At 59.5% G+C, this 18984-nt stretch carries 15 protein-coding genes; all 15 read left to right on the top strand.

Features of this window, described 5'->3' with window-relative positions; genetic code table 11:
* The first annotated feature begins 23 nt into the window (after positions 1-23).
* The 15 genes from NAT49_RS06855 (at position 24) to NAT49_RS06785 (ending at position 18982) form a co-directional block, all read left to right on the top strand.
* The gene (locus NAT49_RS06855) at positions 24-1514 is read left to right on the top strand and encodes a tripartite tricarboxylate transporter permease (RefSeq protein WP_251592507.1); all 1491 of its coding nucleotides are present in this window, start codon (positions 24-26) and stop codon (positions 1512-1514) included.
* 452 nt (positions 1515-1966) lie between these two features.
* A complete protein-coding gene (locus NAT49_RS06850) occupies positions 1967-3631 on the top strand; it encodes a BCCT family transporter (RefSeq protein ID WP_251592505.1) in 1665 nt (554 codons plus the stop codon).
* Positions 3632-3910: 279 nt separating this feature from the next.
* Positions 3911-4831, top strand: a complete 921-nt coding sequence (kdgD, locus tag NAT49_RS06845) for a 5-dehydro-4-deoxyglucarate dehydratase (protein WP_251592503.1) — start codon at positions 3911-3913, stop codon at positions 4829-4831.
* A gap of 59 nt (positions 4832-4890) precedes the next feature.
* Complete coding sequence (locus NAT49_RS06840; RefSeq protein ID WP_251592501.1) at positions 4891-5943, top strand: type 2 periplasmic-binding domain-containing protein; 1053 nt, start codon at positions 4891-4893, stop codon at positions 5941-5943.
* A gap of 80 nt (positions 5944-6023) precedes the next feature.
* Positions 6024-6467, top strand: coding sequence for a tripartite tricarboxylate transporter TctB family protein (locus tag NAT49_RS06835; RefSeq protein ID WP_251592499.1), 444 nt, complete (start codon positions 6024-6026; stop codon positions 6465-6467).
* A 12-nt stretch (positions 6468-6479) separates the two neighbouring features.
* Positions 6480-7988 (top strand): tripartite tricarboxylate transporter permease, encoded by a 1509-nt coding sequence (locus NAT49_RS06830; protein WP_251592498.1) that lies wholly within the window; start codon positions 6480-6482, stop codon positions 7986-7988.
* The gene (garD, locus tag NAT49_RS06825; protein WP_251592497.1) at positions 7985-9553 is read left to right on the top strand and encodes a galactarate dehydratase; all 1569 of its coding nucleotides are present in this window, start codon (positions 7985-7987) and stop codon (positions 9551-9553) included. Before NAT49_RS06830 ends, garD begins: the two co-directional genes overlap by 4 nt.
* A gap of 93 nt (positions 9554-9646) precedes the next feature.
* Positions 9647-10726: an SMP-30/gluconolactonase/LRE family protein gene (locus NAT49_RS06820; RefSeq protein WP_251592496.1), complete on the top strand. Its 1080-nt coding sequence runs from the start codon at positions 9647-9649 to the stop codon at positions 10724-10726.
* A 120-nt stretch (positions 10727-10846) separates the two neighbouring features.
* Positions 10847-11758, top strand: coding sequence for a 5-dehydro-4-deoxyglucarate dehydratase (gene kdgD / locus NAT49_RS06815; protein ID WP_251592495.1), 912 nt, complete (start codon positions 10847-10849; stop codon positions 11756-11758).
* A gap of 23 nt (positions 11759-11781) precedes the next feature.
* A complete protein-coding gene (locus tag NAT49_RS06810; protein ID WP_251592494.1) occupies positions 11782-13113 on the top strand; it encodes an enolase C-terminal domain-like protein in 1332 nt (443 codons plus the stop codon).
* 67 nt (positions 13114-13180) lie between these two features.
* Positions 13181-14758, top strand: coding sequence for an aldehyde dehydrogenase (NADP(+)) (locus NAT49_RS06805; protein WP_251592493.1), 1578 nt, complete (start codon positions 13181-13183; stop codon positions 14756-14758).
* A gap of 216 nt (positions 14759-14974) precedes the next feature.
* On the top strand, positions 14975-15946 hold the full coding sequence (locus NAT49_RS06800; RefSeq protein WP_251593557.1) for a Bug family tripartite tricarboxylate transporter substrate binding protein: 972 nt from the start codon (positions 14975-14977) through the stop codon (positions 15944-15946).
* Positions 15947-15956: 10 nt separating this feature from the next.
* Positions 15957-16433 carry a tripartite tricarboxylate transporter TctB family protein gene (locus NAT49_RS06795; protein WP_251592492.1) on the top strand — a complete coding sequence of 159 codons (477 nt, stop codon included), beginning with the start codon at positions 15957-15959 and terminating at the stop codon, positions 16431-16433.
* Between the two features lie 18 nt (positions 16434-16451).
* Positions 16452-17933: a tripartite tricarboxylate transporter permease gene (locus NAT49_RS06790; RefSeq protein WP_251592491.1), complete on the top strand. Its 1482-nt coding sequence runs from the start codon at positions 16452-16454 to the stop codon at positions 17931-17933.
* Between the two features lie 89 nt (positions 17934-18022).
* Positions 18023-18982 (top strand): 2-hydroxyacid dehydrogenase, encoded by a 960-nt coding sequence (locus NAT49_RS06785; protein ID WP_251592489.1) that lies wholly within the window; start codon positions 18023-18025, stop codon positions 18980-18982.
* The last annotated feature ends 2 nt before the right edge of the window (positions 18983-18984 follow it).

Here is an 18984-nt window from a genome sequence, read left to right as displayed (position 1 = left end):
CACCGGTGCATTGGGAGAGTGACATGATTTCCGGATATCTGGATGGGCTTGAGATGGTGCTGCAGCTCGGCACGCTTCTGGCCATCGCAGGCGGCACGCTGCTTGGCATCATCATGGGGGCGCTGCCGGGCCTGACCTCGGCCATGGCCATCGCGCTGCTGCTGCCGGTCACCTTCGGCATGCCGCCGGTCATGGGCATTGGCATGCTTTTGGGAGCGCTGTGCGGCGCCGGGGCCAGCGGGTCGATCCCGGCCATCCTCTTGAATATCCCCGGTACGCCGTCTTCGGTTGCAACGACCTTTGACGGCTTTCCGATGGCGCAAAAGGGGGAGGCCGGCCGTGCGCTGGGGCTGTCCATCGTGGCGTCGTTTTTCGGCGGCGTCGCCAGCATGGTGATCCTGAGTCTCTTGGCCCCGCCCATCGCCGAGTTCGCGCTGCGCTTCGGGGCGGCCGAGTATTTCTCGTTGAGTATCTTCGGGCTGGTGATCATTGCCTCCGTTGCGGGCAAGTCCCTGATGAAGGGCTTGATTGCCGGGCTTCTGGGCTTTTTTGCCTCGACCATCGGCACCGACCCGATCACGGGCGTCGGCCGATTCACCTTCGATCAGCTGTCGCTGCTGACCGGCATCAACCTGCTGCCGGCGTTGATTGGGCTGTTTGCGGTGTCGCAGGTGTTAAAGGACGCCTTCGAGTACGACCCCAGTGCGCGCCTCAAGGCGAGCGAGCACCGGGTGGACATTGCCCGGCCGCGCTTTCTCGAGACGCTCAAGCATTGGCGGGCGCTGATGGCGGGGATTCTGTCAGGCTCCATCGTCGGGCCGGTGCCCGGGGCGGGCGGCAGTATCGCCTCGCTTGTGGCCTACGATCAGGCCCGGCGCTTTTCGAAATCGCCCGACAAGTTCGGCACCGGTCACGCGCCCGGCATTGTCTCGGTCGAAAGCGCCAACAACGCGCTGTTGGGTGGGGCACTTATTCCAACGCTTGCGCTTGGTATTCCGGGCGAGGCGGCCACCGCCGTGTTGCTCGGCGGGCTGATGATCCAGGGCATTACGCCGGGGCCGATGCTGTTCGATAACCACGATGGCACGGTGTATGGCATCTTTCTGGCGTATCTGGTGGCCAACGCGTTCATGCTGTTGATCATGTGTCTCGGGATCAAGGTGTTCATTCGGGTTCTGATGGTGCCGCGCAAGCAGCTTCTGGCCTCGATTCTGGTGTTCTGCTTCATTGGTGTGTATGGCGTGGATGGCGATACGTTCAATCTGTACCTGATGCTCGGCTTCGGGGTGCTGGGGTATTTCCTCAACCGCTATAACTTCGGCACGGCGCCGGTCATCCTCGGGCTCATTCTCGGCCCGATCGCCGAGTCCAATCTTCGGCGCGGTCTTCAGGCGTTTCAGGGGGATTGGACGCCGTTTTTCACCCGTCCGATCAGCCTGACCTTTCTGATCATCGCGCTTTTACTGCTGGTGATTACCATCTTGCAGAATTACCGAGCTCGGCGGCCCGCCTGACCGGGTCGATTCATCTCCCTTTTCTGTTGTTGTCTTTCTCCTGTTGCTGCCCTTCGCCCGTTGTTGTCCTGCCCGTTCGTCGTTTCGAGTGCCTGGGCTCGAAGCGACGACATCTGCCCAGAGCGCGCCCTCTGGCGCCAAGAACGGGCTTGCCTGGTTTGCGATTACAGGCGAGGCCTTTATCATGGCGCGCCCGGCTTGAGCCCGTGCCGCACACACGGCGCAAGCCCTCGGTTAAAAGGCGTGCCGGCCAGCGAGTATGCGCGCCGTTGGGCCGATTTCCTCGTCCTAAACGGCACTTGCATTATGTGAATCGGGACACAGCGTCTACTCTCCTGACCGACGCCACCAAAAATGCTGGAGCAATCCGGTTTTAGATGTATTGAACCGACCGCATCGACAGATGAGGGTCGGTCGCGACTACGGAGCATGACAAACGATGGAGAAGGACATTGTCGAAAGAACCGGATAACGAAAAAAAGGATGAGCCCGCCGATACCGGGGAGGGCATTCCGGCGCCGACGGGCGACTCGAACGTCATCGATACCGATTACGTCATCGGGCAGGACAATTTTCAGGGGCGCATGCTGTTCAATGTGGACCTGCACGGCAAGGTGTTCGGCATATCGTCATTGTTGATCGTGGTGTTTGTCATCCTGACGTTGACGCTTCAAACGCAGATGGAGCCGTTCTTTAACGGCATTCGGGACTGGTTGACCGCCAACCTGTCCTGGTTCTTCATGCTGTCCACCGCGATTTTCGTGATTCTTGCCATCGGTCTGATCTTCAGTCCGCTGGGCAGGGTGCGACTCGGCGGGGCCGAGGCCAAGCCCGATCACAACTACGTCAGCTGGTTCGCGATGCTGTTCGCGGCCGGTATGGGCATCGGGCTGATGTTCTACGGTGTGTCCGAGCCGATCTCGCACTATACGGCGTCGATGGATGGGGTGTCGGTCGAGAACGGCGTGCGAACCGACAGCGCACCGCTGGGCGGCGCCGAAGGCAATGAAACCGCCGCGCGCCAGCTCGGCATGGCTTCCACCATGCTGCACTGGGGCCTCCACCCGTGGGCGATCTACGCGATGGTGGCGTTGTCGCTGGCGCTGTTCTCCTTTAACAAGGGGCTGCCGCTGACCATGCGCTCGATCTTCTACCCGGTCCTGGGGGAGCGCGTATGGGGCTGGCCTGGCCACGTCGTCGATATTCTGGCGGTATTTTCAACCCTGTTCGGGCTTGCAACGTCGTTGGGGCTGGGCGCTCAGCAGGCGGCGGCCGGGCTGAACTTCCTGTTCGATGTGCCGGACACCGACACCACGCGGGTGCTTTTGATCGTCGCGATCACGACCATCACGCTGTGTTCGGTGGCTGCAGGCGTCAACGCAGGGCTCAAGCATCTGTCCGAGCTGAACATGGCTCTGGCGTTTGCATTGATGTTGTTCATTCTGTTTACCGGGCCGACGATGGATCTGGTGGTTGGCTTTTTCAACAACATCTGGGCCTACGTGACCTATCTGCCGGAACTCTCGATGCCCTTTGGCCGAGAGGACGTCAACTACAGTCAGTCGTGGTCTGCGTTCTATTGGGCGTGGTGGATCAGCTGGTCTCCGTTCGTCGGCATGTTCATCGCACGCGTCAGTCGCGGGCGTACCGTGCGTGAGTTTTTGATCGCGGTGCTTCTGGTGCCGACCATCGTCTGCATCTTGTGGATGACGATCTTCGGCGGTGCGGCCATCTTCCAGGTCGATTCAGGCTATACCGAGGTGGCCAATGCCGCGCTCGAGCTCAAGCTGTTCGCGATGCTCGGCAATCTGCCGTGGTCGACGATCACGTCGCTGATCGGGGTCCTGCTGATCATGGTGTTCTTCATTACCTCGGCCGACTCCGGCTCGCTGGTCATCGACACCATCACCGCCGGCGGCAAGATCGACGCTCCGACCACTCAGCGTGTGTTCTGGGCGCTGATCAGCGGTGTGATCGCGATTGCCCTGATGCTCGGTGGCGGTCTCGGTGCGCTTCAGGCCATGGTCATCTCGACCGGTCTGCCGTTTGCGGTCGTGCTTCTGATCGGCTGCTTTGGCGTGATCAAGGGCTTGATGTCCGAGCCGCGTGCAAAGTAATGGCGTGATCTCGTGAGTGCGGCGCGCAACGTGCGCGCCCAATGTGAAAAAGGCGGCCTTCGGGCCGCCTTTTTTGTGCTGCGGTCTCGGGGGGCTACCGCGGGAGACCCATCGACCCCTTTTTGTTCGTTTTCAGGCAGTTGATAGACAGGGCAGGCTTACTCAGTGCGCGGGACCTTGGTCTTATAAGCCATCGTCTAATGGGATTAAACGTATGATGTATGACAAATTACTTTCATCAACATCGCATGTTCCATGAATTATCCAATGAGGCGAGCCATGGCGTTTTCCAGACAGGCGGTTACCGACGCGGTTGGCGACGGACTGCTCTCTTTTCCTGTCACCGACTTCGATGCACACGGCAACTTCGACGCGGCGTCCTACCGCGCGCGCATCGAATGGCTGCTCGAGTATGAAATTTCCACCCTGTTCGTGGCGGGCGGCACCGGCGAGTTCTTCAACCTGTCACTTGATGAGTTCAAGGAGATCGTAACGATTGCGGTCGAGGCCACCAACGGCAAGGTGCCGGTCATCGCAAGCGCCGGCATGAACGCGCATCTGGCCCGCCAGTACGCGCGCATCGCTGAAGAGGCGGGCGCCGATGGCATTCTTTTGATGCCGCCGTATCTGACCGAGTGCCCGCAGTCCGGTCTTTTCGAGTACGCCAAGTCAGTGTGCGACTCGACCGACATCAACGTGATCTATTACAACCGCGCCAACGGCCTGATGAACGCCGAAACCGTCAAGGCGCTGGCCGATGCCTGCCCGAATCTGATCGGCTTCAAGGACGGCAAGGGCGACATTCAGGCGCTCAACACGATCATCAAGACCGTCGGTGATCGTCTGGTCTACGTCGGCGGCGTGCCGACTGCCGAAATCTTTGCAGAAGCCTATCTTTCCATCGGGGTGAACACCTATTCCTCGGCGGTGTTCAACTTCGTGCCCGAGATGGCGGTGTCGTTCTACAAGGCGCTGCGCGCTGGCGATTCCGAGACGGTTGCGCGTCTGACCCGCGAGTTCTTCATCCCGTTCGTGCAGCTGCGTGACACCTGCCCGGGTTACGCGGTCAGCCTGGTCAAGGCCGGGGCGTCACTGGTCGGTCATCCGGGCGGCAACGTGCGTTCCCCGCTGATCATGCCCTCCGAGGATGAAACCCGGGTGCTCAAGCAGTTGATCGACGGTGTCGAGAACGCGTCCTGACGCGGGCGAGCGCACTGAAAAATAGACACCCACACAATGACAGTAATTGAGGTGACTCCATGAAAACGTCGAAGTTAACGCTTGGTCTGGTCGGCTCTGCCTTTATGGCATCCCTGGCGTTTGCGCCCATTGCGGCGGCAGCCGATGGCCCGCTTAGAGGCAATGTTCGTGTCGTTATAGGATCGACTTCCACAGGCGGCGATACGTATCAAAACGCCAGTATCGTAGTCGATGCGCTTTCCAAGAAGCTGGACTTGAATATGAAGGTGGATGCTGTCGGCTTCAGTTCTGCCTATCGCGCTCTCGACCGTGACCCTCGCGGCAACACGTTGATGATTTTCCATGACCAGTCCTATCTGGGTCACCTTTACGGGGTGGAAGGCTATAAGGATCCGTTCACGAACTACACCGTGGGGCCAACCATTGCCATAAACCCCGGAAACGCCTACCTGGTGCCCAAGGACTCTCCCTACCAATCGCTTGATGACATCATCAAGGCGGCGGGAGAGGGCAAGACCATTCGCGTTGCCATTCAGCCGGGCGGGGTGTCTGAAATCGGGTATACCGCCCTCAAGAACGCGATTCGCATCGAGCATCCGGGCGCGGAAGACAATCTTGTAGCGGTAAATACCGGCTCGCAGTCTGACAAGAACCAGCTGCTGTTCGATGGTCAGGCGGATTTGATCAATGGATCAGTGCAGGCCAATGAGCAGTATACGCGGCTGCCTGAAAGCGATCAGAAGGCCATGCGCTTTATCTGGCTTACGGCCACAAGTGAAACGTTGCAGCAGGCGCCGGAAAACGGTCTGGGGCAAACGGATCGATCGACTCTGCTTGAGTACGCAGAACCCAACGTCAAGGTGACGATGGGTGGGGATAAGAACTTCGCCTTCGATAAGGAATTCTTTTTCCTTTACAACAAGAAAATGAACCCCGCAATCATCAAGCAGATCGATGACACGCTGGAAGAAATCTACGCCGAAGGCACTATCCAGAAGGTTCAGAAGAAGTCGTTTTTCATTCCCGATTTCAAACCCTCGTCAAAAGCTCAGTCCCACTTGAAGGAAAAGGCGGATCGCTACGAAACAATCATAGAAAGCATCAATAAATAGCGTTGGGCCGGCATATGCGTATGCCGGCTTTTTAGTGTTATCTGCGCTTCCCGATTATTTGAGTTCTTTACGGAGTCGATATGGAATCCGGGACTACAAGCCCACTGAGTGTTTCGATTGATTTTCAAACATCTCATTTGTTTTTTCCCCATATCATCAATTGGACGATAGGCCTCCTGTTTGTCCTGGTGCTTGTTTTTAGAGTTGTTCCCTTCCTTAAAAAGGTGAAGCGAGGCGAGAGCGCGTTGCCCTTTATCGGAGAATCGATGGATGGCTTTCGGTTCGTGGGCACACTGGTATTACTTGTCGCGTATTTTTATCTGATGTCGGTGGTTGGTGATTATTTCCCCTATACGGGCTATGGCTTCCTGTTTACCTCAATTGGCTTTCTGTTTCTTATGTCGCTGCTTTATATGCATACGCGCACAAAGCGAAAGATCATTGTTGCAGGTATCAATGCCTTACTTGCGCCCGCCCTCGCTTGGGTCGTTTTTGCCAAGCTGTTTTACATCACCTTGCCCTAGCGGAGTGCTCTCATGATGGATGTTCTGTCATCGCTTGATATCACCTTCTTTTTACTGACAGCGCTGGGTGCACTGGTCGGCATTATATTCGGGGCCATCCCTGGCATGACGGCCACCATGGCGGTCGCTGTCTGTCTTCCCCTCACGTATGCCCTCGGTCTGGAACATGGGCTTGCGCTTTTGCTGGGCCTTTATGTCGGTGGGATTTCCGGCGGAATGGTACCGGCGGTCTTGTTGAATATTCCGGGCACCCCGTCCTCGATCACGACCACGTTTGATGGGTACCCCATGGCCCAGCGGGGCGAGGGTGAGCGGGCGCTTCGTATTTGTATTGTCGCCTCGCTGGTGGGCGGTCTGATAAGTGCGGTCGTGCTGTTCTGGTTTGCGCCAATGCTTGCGGAGTTTTCGATCAAGTTTTCCTACGTGGAAAAGTTTCTGATCATCCTGCTGGCGTTGTCGGTGATCGCGTCGATGTCCAGCAATATGCTGGTGGGGCTGTTTAGTGGTGCAATCGGTATCTGGTTGAGCCTGATCGGCACGTATAGCCTTTCCGATGGCGGCAATGGAAAAACCCGCCTCATGTTCGACGTTATGGAACCCTACTTGTTCGAAGGCTTTTCCCTGTTGCCGGTGTTGATTGGCATCTTCGGAATTTCGACCGTGCTTATCGAGGCCGAGCGTGGCATCAGCGGAGGGCTCAAGGGCACGAATGTTGAAGTGAGCAAGGAGAAGCGTTTTTCGCTGTCCGTGTTCAAGGGCGGCATAACCAACCTGGTTCGGTCTTCGTTTATCGGAACGTTTGTAGGCATGTTGCCCGGGGTAGGCGGCAGCGCGGCTTCCGTACTGGCCTATACGCAGGAAAAGAACCTGTCTCGCGATTCCAGTCAGATGGGTAAGGGGGCGCCGCAGGGGCTCATTGCGTCGGAGTCGTCCAATAATGCGCTGACTGGGGGCGCCCTGATCCCGCTTCTCTCCCTTGGTATTCCGGGAGACTCGACAACCGCTGTCTTGATCGGTGCCTTTACACTGCAGGGCATTCAGGTCGGCCCGTTGTTCATTCCTGAAAATCAGGACACCTGGTACGTCATGATGGCGGCGCTGGTCTTTGCCAACTTCGTCATGTTCTTTCTGATGTTTTATGCCATCAAGCATATCGCCAAGGTGGTGCTGGTTCCCAAGTACATTCTGTTTCCCATCATCGTAATGATGTGCGTCATCGGCGCCTACGCGATCAATTACGGCATCATGTTCGATGTGTGGACGCTGCTTATCTTTGGAATCATCGGCTACATCATCCAGAAGATCGGCCTTGAGGTCGCCCCTTTGATCATCGGCTTCATTCTGGGTGGGTCTGCCGAGGTTTACTTCGTCAAATCCCTCGAATCCTTCGGGACGTATTCGATCTTCTTCACCAAAAGCCCGATCGCAGTTGTGCTTTGGGGACTGATTGCAGCGTCCATCGCCCTGTCAGCGTTCATCGGCTTCAAATCCCGCAAACGCGGCATGAGGAACGTATCATGACCAATGCGCTGGAACAGCCTCGCATCATTTGCATTCACCCAAGCGATAACGTGGCCATTGTCGTGACCTCAGGGGGGCTTCGTGCGGGAACCCGGTTGCCGGATGGGCTTGAGCTGGTCGTGGATGTGCCTCAGGGGCACAAGGTTGCCCTGAGCGATATCGCGCAGGGCAAGAACATCATTCGCTATGGCGAGGTCATCGGGACGGCGGTATCGGATATTGCCAGGGGCGAGCACGTCAACGAATCGAACGTGCAGCTGCCCACCCCCCCGGCGCTTGATAACCTTCCGATGGCCTCACGGCCAAGCCCTGCGCTCGAGCCTCTTGAGGGGTATACCTTCGAAGGCTATCGCAACGTCGATGGCTCGGTGGGTACCAAGAACGTGCTTGGGATCACGACCAGCGTTCAATGCGTTGCGGGCACCCTCGAGCACGTCGTCGAGAGGATCAAGAAAGAGCTTTTGCCCCGGTTTCCAAACGTCGATGACGTGGTCGGGCTCAATCACAGCTATGGGTGTGGCGTCGCCATCGGCGCGCCTGCGGCCATCATTCCCATTCGAACCCTGACAAACCTTGCGCGAAACCCGAATTTTGGCTGTGAAATCATGGTTTTGGGGCTTGGGTGTGAAAAGCTTCAGCCTTCGACCCTGGTCGAGGATCAGCCGGTAAAACTGTTCAATCATTCCGATGAGGCTGAAACCAGCGCCAGCACGGTCAGCCTCCAGGATGAGTCCTTTTCCGGTTTCAGCGAGATGATCGACGGCATCATGCGTGTCGCTGAGCGCCATCTGCAACGACTTGACCAGCGCCAGCGTGAAACCTGCCCGGTCTCTGATCTGGTGGTTGGAATGCAGTGCGGGGGGAGCGACGCCTTTTCCGGCGTAACGGCCAACCCGGCGGTGGGGCATGCAACGGATCTTCTCGTGCGTGCCGGTGCAAGCGTCATGTTTTCAGAGGTGACCGAGGTCCGCGACGCGATCCACCTGCTGACGCCGCGTGCGGTCTCACCAGAGGTGGCGCAGATGCTGATCGATCAAATGGCCTGGTACGACGACTATTTGACGCTTGGGCATGCCGACCGCAGCGCCAACCCCTCTCCGGGCAACAAGAAAGGGGGGCTCAGCAATGTGGTTGAAAAGGCCCTTGGCTCGGTCATCAAGTCCGGAAATTCCCCGATCGTTGATGTAATCGGCCCCGGTGAGCGGCTTAGAACGCGCGGGCTCACGTTTGCAGCCACGCCTGCCAGCGACTTTATCTGTGGCACCCTGCAAGCCGCAGCCGGCATGAACCTTCAGGTGTTTACCACCGGTCGAGGCACACCCTACAACCTGGCCATGACGCCGGTCATCAAGGTCTCCAGCAATACCACGCTCAGCCAGCGCTGGCATGATCTGATCGATCTCGATGCCGGCCGAATCGCGACCGGCGAGGCCACCATCGAAGAGACAGGCCGGGCACTTTTTGACTTGATTTTGGAGGTGGCCAGCGGCCGGACCACCGTTGCGGCAGAAAAACTGGGGCTCTACAACGATTTGGTGTTGTTCAATCCGGCGCCGGTAACCTGAGGCGAGGGTGGGCAGCGTGTGCCTGTCGGTGGGCGGATGTCGTGTCGGTGGGCAAATGTCGTGCCGACATACTGATGATGAACAGGAGGTTCCATGGATCAATCAAGCAGTAAAGACGGTGCAACCAGGCGCGGGTTCGTGAAACAGGCCATGGCGCTTTCTGCAGGTGCCGTAACCATGAGTTATCTCGGGCGGGCCAGCGCGGAGCCTCTTGGCCTTCGCTACCCCGATGCCGCCGTCGAGGTGCTGGACGACTCATTCTTGAAATACCGGCTATTCAACGCAAGTGTTGAAAAACTGGCAACGGGAATGCGCTGGGCCGAGGGGCCTGTCTGGGTCGCCGACGGGCGCTATCTGCTGGTCAGCGATATCCCCAATAACCGCATCATGCGGTGGGATGAAATCACCGGTGCGTTTTCGCCCTATCGTCAGCCGTCCAACTTTTCCAATGGCATGTGCCGCGACCTTCAGGGGCGCTTGATTGTCTGCGAGGGGTCTACCACTGACGGTCTGGGCCGGCGTGTCACGCGGACCGAGCACAACGGCAAGATAACGGTGCTTGCAGATCAGTATCAGGGCAAGCGGTTCAACTCGCCCAACGATGTCGTGGTGCGAAGCGACGGCTCCATCTGGTTTACCGACCCGCCGTTTCAGACAGGCAATGACTACGAAGGCCACCGAATCGATACCGAGCTGCCTCATGGGGTGTATCGCATCGATGGTGAGAGTGGCGAAGTGCGCCAGGTCATCAAGGATGTCGCAGGCCCCAATGGGCTTTGTTTCTCACCGGATGAAACCACCCTGTACCTGGTCGAGGGGCGGGCCAAGCCGAACCGGCTGGTGTGGGCCTATTCGGTGAACGACGACGGAACGCTCGGTGCCAGACGCCAGCACATCAAGGCGGAGGGGTATGGCGCACTGGACGGCATCAAGTGTGACGAGGATGGCAATCTTTGGTGTGGCTGGGGCAGCTCCGGTGACCCCAGGGGCCGTCCCGAAGACCTCGATGGCGTCATGGTCTTCAACCCCGAGGGCAAGGCGATCGGGCATATCAGGCTACCGGAGCGGTGCGCGAACCTGTGCTTTGGTGGCCGTGAGGGCAACCGAGTGTTCATGGCCGGCAGCCACTCCGTCTACGCACTTTATGTGAATACCCGCAGCGCACTGAATTGATGATTCTCTGACGCATTAGACTTTTTTTGTGTAGTCGATCACACATGTAGTTTGTATGATGTATTACCTTTAAGGGGCTTGAACAAGTAGCCCGGCAACGCGATTACAAGGAATATCTTGATGACACACACTGTTGACCAGATTCGCCAAGCCCTGAGTGATGGCCTGCTGTCGTTTCCGATCACCGATCTGACGCCTGAAGGTCGGTTCGATGTCGATAGCTACCGTGACCGAATCGAATGGTTTGTCGACCAGGGCGTCTCGAGTATTTTCGTGGCAGGAGGTACCGGCGAATTCTTCTCCCTGTCGATGGATGAGTACGCACAGATATGCAAGGCCGCGGTGGACGTCGTTGCCGGGCGTATTCCTGTTATCGCCAGTGCCGGGAAAAGCATTCCCGATGCCCAGGCCTACTGCCGCATGGCCGAAGAGGCCGGGGTGGATGGCATTCTCCTGATGCCGCCCTACCTGACCGAATGCCCGGCGGATGGCGTGATCAAGTACGCCGAAGCCGTCATCAACAGTACTTCGCTGCAGGTGATCTACTACAACCGCGCCAACGGTGTGCTGGATGCGGAGAGCGTCAAGTCTCTGGCCGGCGCCTGTCCGAATCTGATCGGGCTCAAGGATGGGGTCGGTAACATCGCGGCGTTGAACGACACCATCAAGACCGTTGGAGACCGTCTGGTTTATATCGGTGGCGTGCCGACGGCAGAAATTTTCGCCGAAGCCTATCTTTCGATTGGCGTAAACACGTATTCCTCGGCGGTGTTCAACTTCATGCCGGAAATGACCATGGCGTTCTACAAGGCCTTGAGGCAGGGCGATCAGGCGGCCGTTACCCGAATCATTCAGGACTTCTTCATCCCGTTTTGCCGTTTGCGCGACCGCAAGAAAGGGTACGCCGTCAGCCTGATCAAGGCCGGTGCAGATTTGATCGGTCGTCCTGCAGGCGACGTGCGTGCGCCTCTGACCATGCCGACCGAGGCCGAGAAAGCCGAGCTTTCCGAACTTATCAAGGCCAGCCGCTGACTTTTCAATAAATAGGTAGTGTCATGTTCCCGACTCTGAAACGTATAACCATCACGCCCGTGGCCGGCTACGACAGCTTTCTTTTGAACCTGAGCGGCGGTCACGCCCCCTGGTTCATTCGCTGCGTGCTGATGATCGAGGACAGCGCCGGCAACACCGGCGTGGGCGAGATTCCGTCAAGCGAGGGCATTCTAGCCGGGCTCGAGCAGTGCCGAGACCTGATCGAGGGCCAGAGCCTGCGCGATTTCCGTCAGGTGCTGACGCAGTGCAAGGCCCGCCTCGAAGGCAACGGCCCGGAAGAACGTGGCCAGCAGACGTTCGATCTGCGGGTGGCGGTGCATGTGCTTACCGCCATTGAATCGGCGCTGTTCGATCTCTACGGCCAGCACGTCGAGCTGCCGGTGGCGGATCTGCTCGGCCGGCTCGGCCGCCAGCGCGACGAAGTCGAGGCGCTTGGGTATCTGTTCCTTCTGGGCGACCCGGACAAGACGGATCTGCCGTATCCGAAGCCGCCCGAGTCACCGCGCGACGACTGGGAGGTGGTGCGCTGTCAGGAAGCGCTGACGCCGGAGGCGGTGGTGCGGCTTGCGAAAGCGGCGCACGCCCGGTACGGCTTCAAGGACTTCAAGCTCAAGGGCGGCGTACTGAGCCCTGAGGCCGAGGCCGATTGCATTCGCGCGCTTTACGAGGCGTTTCCCGATGCGCGGCTCACGCTTGATCCCAACGGCGCCTGGACGCTCGATCAGGCCGTGAAGGCCCTGACGCCGATCCGGCACATGCTGAGCTACGCCGAAGACCCCTGCGGCCAGGAAGGCGGGTATTCCGGCCGGGAGACCATGGCGGAGTTCAAGCGCCGTACGGGGCTGCCCACCGCCACCAACATGATCGCGACCGACTTCAAGCAGCTCCAGTTCGCGGTCGCCCTCAATTCGGTCGACATTCCGCTGGCCGACTGCCATTTCTGGACCATGCAGGGTGCCGTCATGGTCGGTGAACTCTGTAACGAATGGGGCATGACCTGGGGCTCGCACTCCAATAACCACTTCGACATCTCGCTTGCGATGATGACCCACGTGGCGGCGGCGTGCCCGGGCGAGATCACCGCGATCGACACCCACTGGATCTGGCAGGACGGTCAGCGTCTGACCACCGAGCCGTTCCAGATCAGGGACGGCAGGATCTCGGTGCCCAAGACCCCCGGGCTTGGCATCACGATCGACAAGGCGCAGCTCGAGGCTGCGAACCGACTTTATCAGTCGCTGGAGGTTCGCCAGCGCGATGACGCCATGGCCATGCAATATCTGATTGATGGCTGGCAGTTCGATCCCAAGCGTCCGACGCTTGTTCGGGATTGAGACTTCATGGAGAGACGTCCATGCACACCTTTCATGGAAAAGATCCATGCACACTAGCGGAGGCAGTATGCAACTGACTGGGGAACTACTCATCGGCCAGACGGCGGTCAAAGGCAGCCAAAAGACGGTGAAGGCCATCAACCCGGCCACGGGCGAGTCGCTCGAGCCTGGCTATCCCGGCGGAACACGGGCCGAGGTCGATCGCGCCTGTGAGCTGGCCTGGGCCGCATTCGATACGTTCCGCGAAACCTCGCTTGAAGACCGGGCGCGCTTTCTTGAAACCGTCGCCGATGAAATCGAGGCGGTCGGCGATCAGATCACCGAGCGCGGCGTTCAGGAAACCGGCCTGCCGGAAGCGCGGTTGAACGGTGAGCGCGGACGTACCTGCAACCAGCTTCGCCTGTTTGCCCGCGTAGTGCGCGACGGCGAGTGGCTCGATGTGCGCGTCGACCCGGCCAAGCCCGACCGGGCACCGATGCCGCGGGCCGATCTGCGTCAGCGCCACATCGCGCTCGGCCCGGTCGCCGTGTTCGGTGCCAGCAACTTCCCGCTGGCGTTCTCGGTGGCCGGTGGTGACACGGCCTCTGCGCTGGCGGCGGGCTGCCCGGTGATCGTGAAGGCCCACGGCGCACATCCGGGCGTGTCCGAGCTGGTCGGCCGTGCGATTCAGAGCGCGGTGGCCAAGTGCAACCTGCCGGAAGGCGTGTTCTCACTGCTCTACGGCTCCGGCCGCGACATCGGCACCGCCCTGGTGACGGATTCCCGCATCAAGGCAGCCGGCTTTACCGGTTCTCGTCAGGGCGGCCTGGCGCTTTGGAAGGCCGCGCAGGAGCGCGCCGAGCCGATCCCGTTCTACGCCGAGATGAGCAGCATCAATCCAGTGTTCCTGATGGCCGACAAGCTCGAACGCGAGGCGCAGGCGCTCGGTGAGGCGTTCATTGGCTCACTGAACATGAACGCCGGTCAGTTCTGCACCAATCCGGGGCTGGTGGTGGCGGTCAAGGGCGAAGCGCTCGAGACCTTCAAGCGCTCGGCCGTGGCCGCGCTTGATAACGCCGCCGCCAACACCATGCTGACGCCGGGCATTCATGACGCCTACGTCGAGGCGGTCAAGGCACTGGACGCCTCCAGCACCGCCGAACGGCTCGGTCAGGGACCCGCGGGCGAGGGTGAAAACGCCTGTCAGGCGGGGCTATTTGCGACGAGTGCGCAGCACTTCATCAACGATGAAGCGCTGTCTCAGGAAGTGTTCGGTTCGACGTCGCTGATCATCGAGTGCGACTCGCTCGACGAGGTCAAACAGGTGGCCGAGCATCTGGAAGGTCAGCTCACCGCGACCCTTCAGATGAGCGACAACGACCACGCCGACGTCAAGGCGCTTCTGCCGACGCTCGAGCGCAAGGCGGGCCGTATTCTGGTCAACGGCTGGCCGACCGGTGTGGAAGTCTGTGACGCCATGGTGCACGGCGGGCCGTTCCCGGCAACGTCTGACACCCGCACGACCTCGGTCGGCACGGCGGCGATTCATCGCTTCCTGCGCCCGGTCTGCTATCAGAGCCTGCCGGATGCACTGCTGCCGGACGCGCTCAAGGAAAGTAACCCGCTGGGTGTGCGTCGCCTGGTGGATGGCTCGCGCGAGCACTGAGACCGTTCGTGGTACCTCGTCTCGGGTGGCCTGTCAGGGTGACCCGAGACGCCAAGTACGGCCAAGAGCCTGCCTTCGGGCGGGCTTTTTCAGTGGTCAAGGAAACCAGTCTTTCTACTTTAGTAGTTTAGTAAACTAAAGACGCACTGATAAATCGCGTTAGCCGAGTATTCTGATAGTTGTATGATGTATTACTAAAAAGGATACTGAAACGTGATGATGATCAAAGCGCTTGGAAAACACCCTCTAATCAATGCCTTGTCGCTCGGGCTTGCGCTCGCGGTGACTCCGGCACATGCCGCTGACTTCCCCGATGACGACATCAAGTTCATTTCGCCTGCCGCGCCCGGTGGCGGTTCCGATTACCTGATCCGCTCGCTGCAGCCGAGTCTCGAAAAGCAGTTTGGCGTCAACATCATCCCTCAGTATCTTTCCGGCGGTGGTGGGGCGATCGGCTTCATGCAGTCGTTGAACGCGCGACCGAACGGTCTGACCGTAGTGGCGATCGACAACAAGGTCTTTACCCAGCAGGGCATGGGCAACGTCAACTTCACCTACGATGACTTCGATTATCTGGGCAGCCTCTACTCGGTGCCCTATGTGCTTGCGTTCAACAGCGACCTTGGCATCGGCTCTCTCGAGAGCATCCTTCCCGGTGGCGAGCACCACCGAAAACTCAAGATCGGCTTCGCCGGCATCGGGTCATCCACCCACATCATGAGCGAGCTGCTCGCCCGCCGGTTGGACGTCAATTTCGATCTGGTCTCCTACCAGGGCGCGCCGGGGCTGATCGCGGCCGTGATGGGCGGTCACATCGATGGCGTGGTACTGGACCCGATGGATCTTCGAAGCGCGCTTGAATCCGGCAAGATGACGGCCATTGCGGTGACCAGCGGCGAACGCAGTGACGGTCTGCCCGATGTCCCGACGCTCAAGGAAAAGGGCTACGACATCAACATCTCCAACTGGCGAGGGGTCGCTGCGCCGCAGGGGCTTGATGAAGACGTTCGCTCGCGCTGGGTGGCTGCACTCAAGCAGGCGTCGGAAGACCCGGCGTTTCAAAAGCGCATCGAGCAGCTCGGCATCGATGTCGACTTCCGCTCCGGCCCCGAATTTCAGGACTACGTCGAATCGCTTTCGAGTCAGCTGATTCCGGTGGCGCAAGCGGTTGCCAGCGAGAACCGCTAAGGAGACCCGCATGAACGCGTCTATCCAGGAAACGTGTCTGAGCCTGTTGCTGGCGGCGGTTGCCGCCGGCCTTGCGGTCACGGCGATGGGCATTCCAGGCAGCGCCCATGGCTCGATCGCGCCCTCGACCTTTCCAACGGTGATTGCCTGGCTGATTGCGGCGCTGTCGGTATTGAACGCTCTCGTGACCCTGCGGCGCGCCTCGGGCGAGGGGCAGATGAAGGCCATGTCCGCGCGCGGGGTGGGCAACATCGTCGCCTTTCTGGCGGTCAGCACCGCGTACGTCTGGTTGATCGGGCAGGCGGGGTTCGTGGTGGCAACGCTTGCCTACCTGCTGATCATGCCGGTGTTCGTCTGCGTGGTGTCGCCCCGTCATCGCGTTCGTCTGTCACGTGTGAGTTTCTGGGCAACGCTTGTCGTGTTTGCCGCAATTGCCACCGGGGCAATCTACGGCGTGTTTGTCGAATTACTCAACGTACGATTTTGAGCCTTGAGCGGAGCGCATATGCAGACGCTGGTAGAAACCTTCAACCTGTTTAGTCCCGTGGCCCTTCTGGCCATTCTTGCGGGCACCTTTCTGGGCATTCTTCTAGGCGCCTTGCCGGGACTGTCCGCGGCCATGGCCGTGGCGCTGCTGTTGCCGATTACCTATGGCCTCGACCCCATCTCCGGCATCGGATTACTGCTCGGTGCGTTCTGTGGCGCGGTGGCCGGTGGATCGGTGCCGGCCATCCTGCTCAACATGCCGGGCACGCCCGGTTCGATCGCGACCACGTTTGATGCCTACCCGATGGCGACCAACGGCCGCGCCGGCAAGGCACTGGGGCTTTCGGTGGCGTCGTCGTTCGTGGGCGGGATGATCAGTGCGGCCATCCTGATTCTGGTGTCACCGCTGATTGCCGCCATCGCCCTTAAATTCGGTGCGGCCGAGTATTTCTCGCTGAGCATTCTCGGGCTGATGATCATCGTGTCACTGGCGGGGGCCTCGTTGATCAAGGGGCTGATCGCGGGGCTTGTCGGGATGCTTTTATCGACCGTGGGCGCCGATCAGGTCACTGGCGCGCTGCGGCTGACCTTCGATCAGATGTCGCTTTTGATGGGGGTGAGCCTGCTTGCCGTGATTGTCGGGCTGTTCGCGGTCTCGCAGCTTCTGACCGATCTGGAGAAACTGCATGAGCCGCGCACCTCGATGAAGGTCGACAACGCCCTCGACGGAGCGTTCCCGCGGCTTCGTGAAGTGTTAAGAAACTGGAAGCTGACGCTGATGACCTCGTTGGTCGGCACCGGGGTGGGTGCGGTACCGGGCGCCGGGGGGAGCATCGCCTCCATCATGGCGTATGACCAGGCCAAGCGCGTTTCGCGCACGCCAGAAGCCTTTGGCAAGGGCGCACCGGAGGGCGTGATTGCCTCGGAATCGTCCAATAACGCCATGGTCGGCGGGGCGTTGATTCCGATGCTGACACTGGGTATTCCGGGCGAGGGCGCGACCGCCGTGTTGATTGGCGGGTTGATGATTCAGGGCATTCAGCCGGGGCCGACGCTCTTCGACACCCAGTCAGGGCTTGTCTACGGCATTTTCGTGGCCTTTCTTCTGGCCAACATCATGATGCTGTTCGTGCAGTGGTGGGGCATTCGCTTGTTCGTGCGTCTGCTTCGGGTGCCACAGCATTTTCTGCTGCCGTTGATCTTCATCTTCTGCGCAGTGGGGGTCTTCAGCATCAACAGCGATTTCTTCGATGTCTATCTGATGATCGCCCTCGGCGTGCTGGGCTTTTTGCTGGCCCGGTTCGGCTTCGGTGTGGCGCCCGTGGTGATCGGGTTGATTCTCGGCGGTGTGGCCGAAACCAACCTGCGCCGTGGTCTTCAGACCTTCGATGGCAGTTGGATGCCGTTTCTGACCCGACCGATCAGCCTGGCCTTTCTGGTGCTGGCCCTGGTGTTTCTTTTGATGTCACTGCGCCGCAATTATCAAACCGCCAAGGCGTGAGCCCCGGCAGGGCGCAAGTAAATGTTTAATTAATAATATATTAATGAATGTCGTTTTTAGAACAAAACAATCCTTTCAGGAGATAGTCGATGAAACCCAATGTCGTCATTGTGCATGAACTCTACCCAGAGCTTCTCAAGACGCTTGAGCAGCAGTACAACGTCGTGCACTTCACACGGCTGAACAGCGACGCCGACCGGGCCGATTTCAACGCGGCCATGGCCGAGGCGGATGCCTTTCTTGGCTCGAACGTGAAGTTCGACGAGGCGCTGATCGAGCGTTCACCGCGGCTCAAGGTGATCGCAAGTGTCTCGGTCGGCGTTGATGCCTACCCGCGCGAGGCGCTCAAGGCGCGGGGCATTGTCCTGACCAACACCCCGGAGGTGTTGACCGATGCCACCGCCGACACCGGCTTTGTCCTTTTGATGATGGCCGCCCGGCGCGCCGGCGAGATGGAGCGCAAGGTGCGTTCAGGGAACTGGTCGACCTCGCTCATGAGCCAGGATTTCGGGGTCGACGTGACCGGCAAGACGCTCGGCATCGTCGGAATGGGGCGCATCGGGCAGGCGGTCGCCAAGCGCGGGCATTTCGGCTTCGACATGCCGGTCATCTTTCAGAACCGAAGCTCCAAACCCGAGGTCGAAGCGGCACTCGATGCCCGCCAGGTCGACCTTGATACCCTGTTCGAGACCGCTGATTTCATCGTGGTGACCGCCGCGCTCAGCGATGAAACGCGCGGCATGATCGGCCGGGCACAGCTCGAACGAACGCGAGAGAAGACCATCCTGATCAACATTTCACGCGGGCCGGTGGTGCGCGAGCAGGAATTGATCGAGTGTCTCCAGGAAGGCGTGCTGTATTATGCGGGGCTTGATGTTTACGAACGTGAGCCGCTTGATCCGTCGTCGCCGCTTATTGGCCTCGACAACGTCGTGCTGCTGCCGCACATTGGGTCATCGACCGTGGAAACGCGCGGCGCGATGTGCGATCTGGCCGCGGATAACTTGAACCGGGTGCTGGCCGGTACCTCGCCGTTGACGCCTGCCTAGGC

Source organism: Larsenimonas suaedae, from assembly GCF_023712105.1.
Lineage (GTDB): Bacteria > Pseudomonadota > Gammaproteobacteria > Pseudomonadales > Halomonadaceae > Larsenimonas > Larsenimonas suaedae.
This window is presented reverse-complemented; position numbering and strand designations above follow the sequence as displayed.

Coding starts and splice junctions, on each gene's coding strand:
- NAT49_RS06855 (WP_251592507.1), top strand. CDS start 24: ATGATTTCCGGATATCTGGATGGGCTTGAGATGGTGCTGCAGCTCGGC.
- kdgD (WP_251592503.1), top strand. CDS start 3,911: ATGGCGTTTTCCAGACAGGCGGTTACCGACGCGGTTGGCGACGGACTG.
- NAT49_RS06795 (WP_251592492.1), top strand. CDS start 15,957: ATGAACGCGTCTATCCAGGAAACGTGTCTGAGCCTGTTGCTGGCGGCG.
- NAT49_RS06830 (WP_251592498.1), top strand. CDS start 6,480: ATGATGGATGTTCTGTCATCGCTTGATATCACCTTCTTTTTACTGACA.
- NAT49_RS06800 (WP_251593557.1), top strand. CDS start 14,975: ATGATGATCAAAGCGCTTGGAAAACACCCTCTAATCAATGCCTTGTCG.
- NAT49_RS06840 (WP_251592501.1), top strand. CDS start 4,891: ATGAAAACGTCGAAGTTAACGCTTGGTCTGGTCGGCTCTGCCTTTATG.
- garD (WP_251592497.1), top strand. CDS start 7,985: ATGACCAATGCGCTGGAACAGCCTCGCATCATTTGCATTCACCCAAGC.
- kdgD (WP_251592495.1), top strand. CDS start 10,847: ATGACACACACTGTTGACCAGATTCGCCAAGCCCTGAGTGATGGCCTG.
- NAT49_RS06790 (WP_251592491.1), top strand. CDS start 16,452: ATGCAGACGCTGGTAGAAACCTTCAACCTGTTTAGTCCCGTGGCCCTT.
- NAT49_RS06835 (WP_251592499.1), top strand. CDS start 6,024: ATGGAATCCGGGACTACAAGCCCACTGAGTGTTTCGATTGATTTTCAA.
- NAT49_RS06785 (WP_251592489.1), top strand. CDS start 18,023: ATGAAACCCAATGTCGTCATTGTGCATGAACTCTACCCAGAGCTTCTC.
- NAT49_RS06810 (WP_251592494.1), top strand. CDS start 11,782: ATGTTCCCGACTCTGAAACGTATAACCATCACGCCCGTGGCCGGCTAC.
- NAT49_RS06820 (WP_251592496.1), top strand. CDS start 9,647: ATGGATCAATCAAGCAGTAAAGACGGTGCAACCAGGCGCGGGTTCGTG.
- NAT49_RS06805 (WP_251592493.1), top strand. CDS start 13,181: ATGCAACTGACTGGGGAACTACTCATCGGCCAGACGGCGGTCAAAGGC.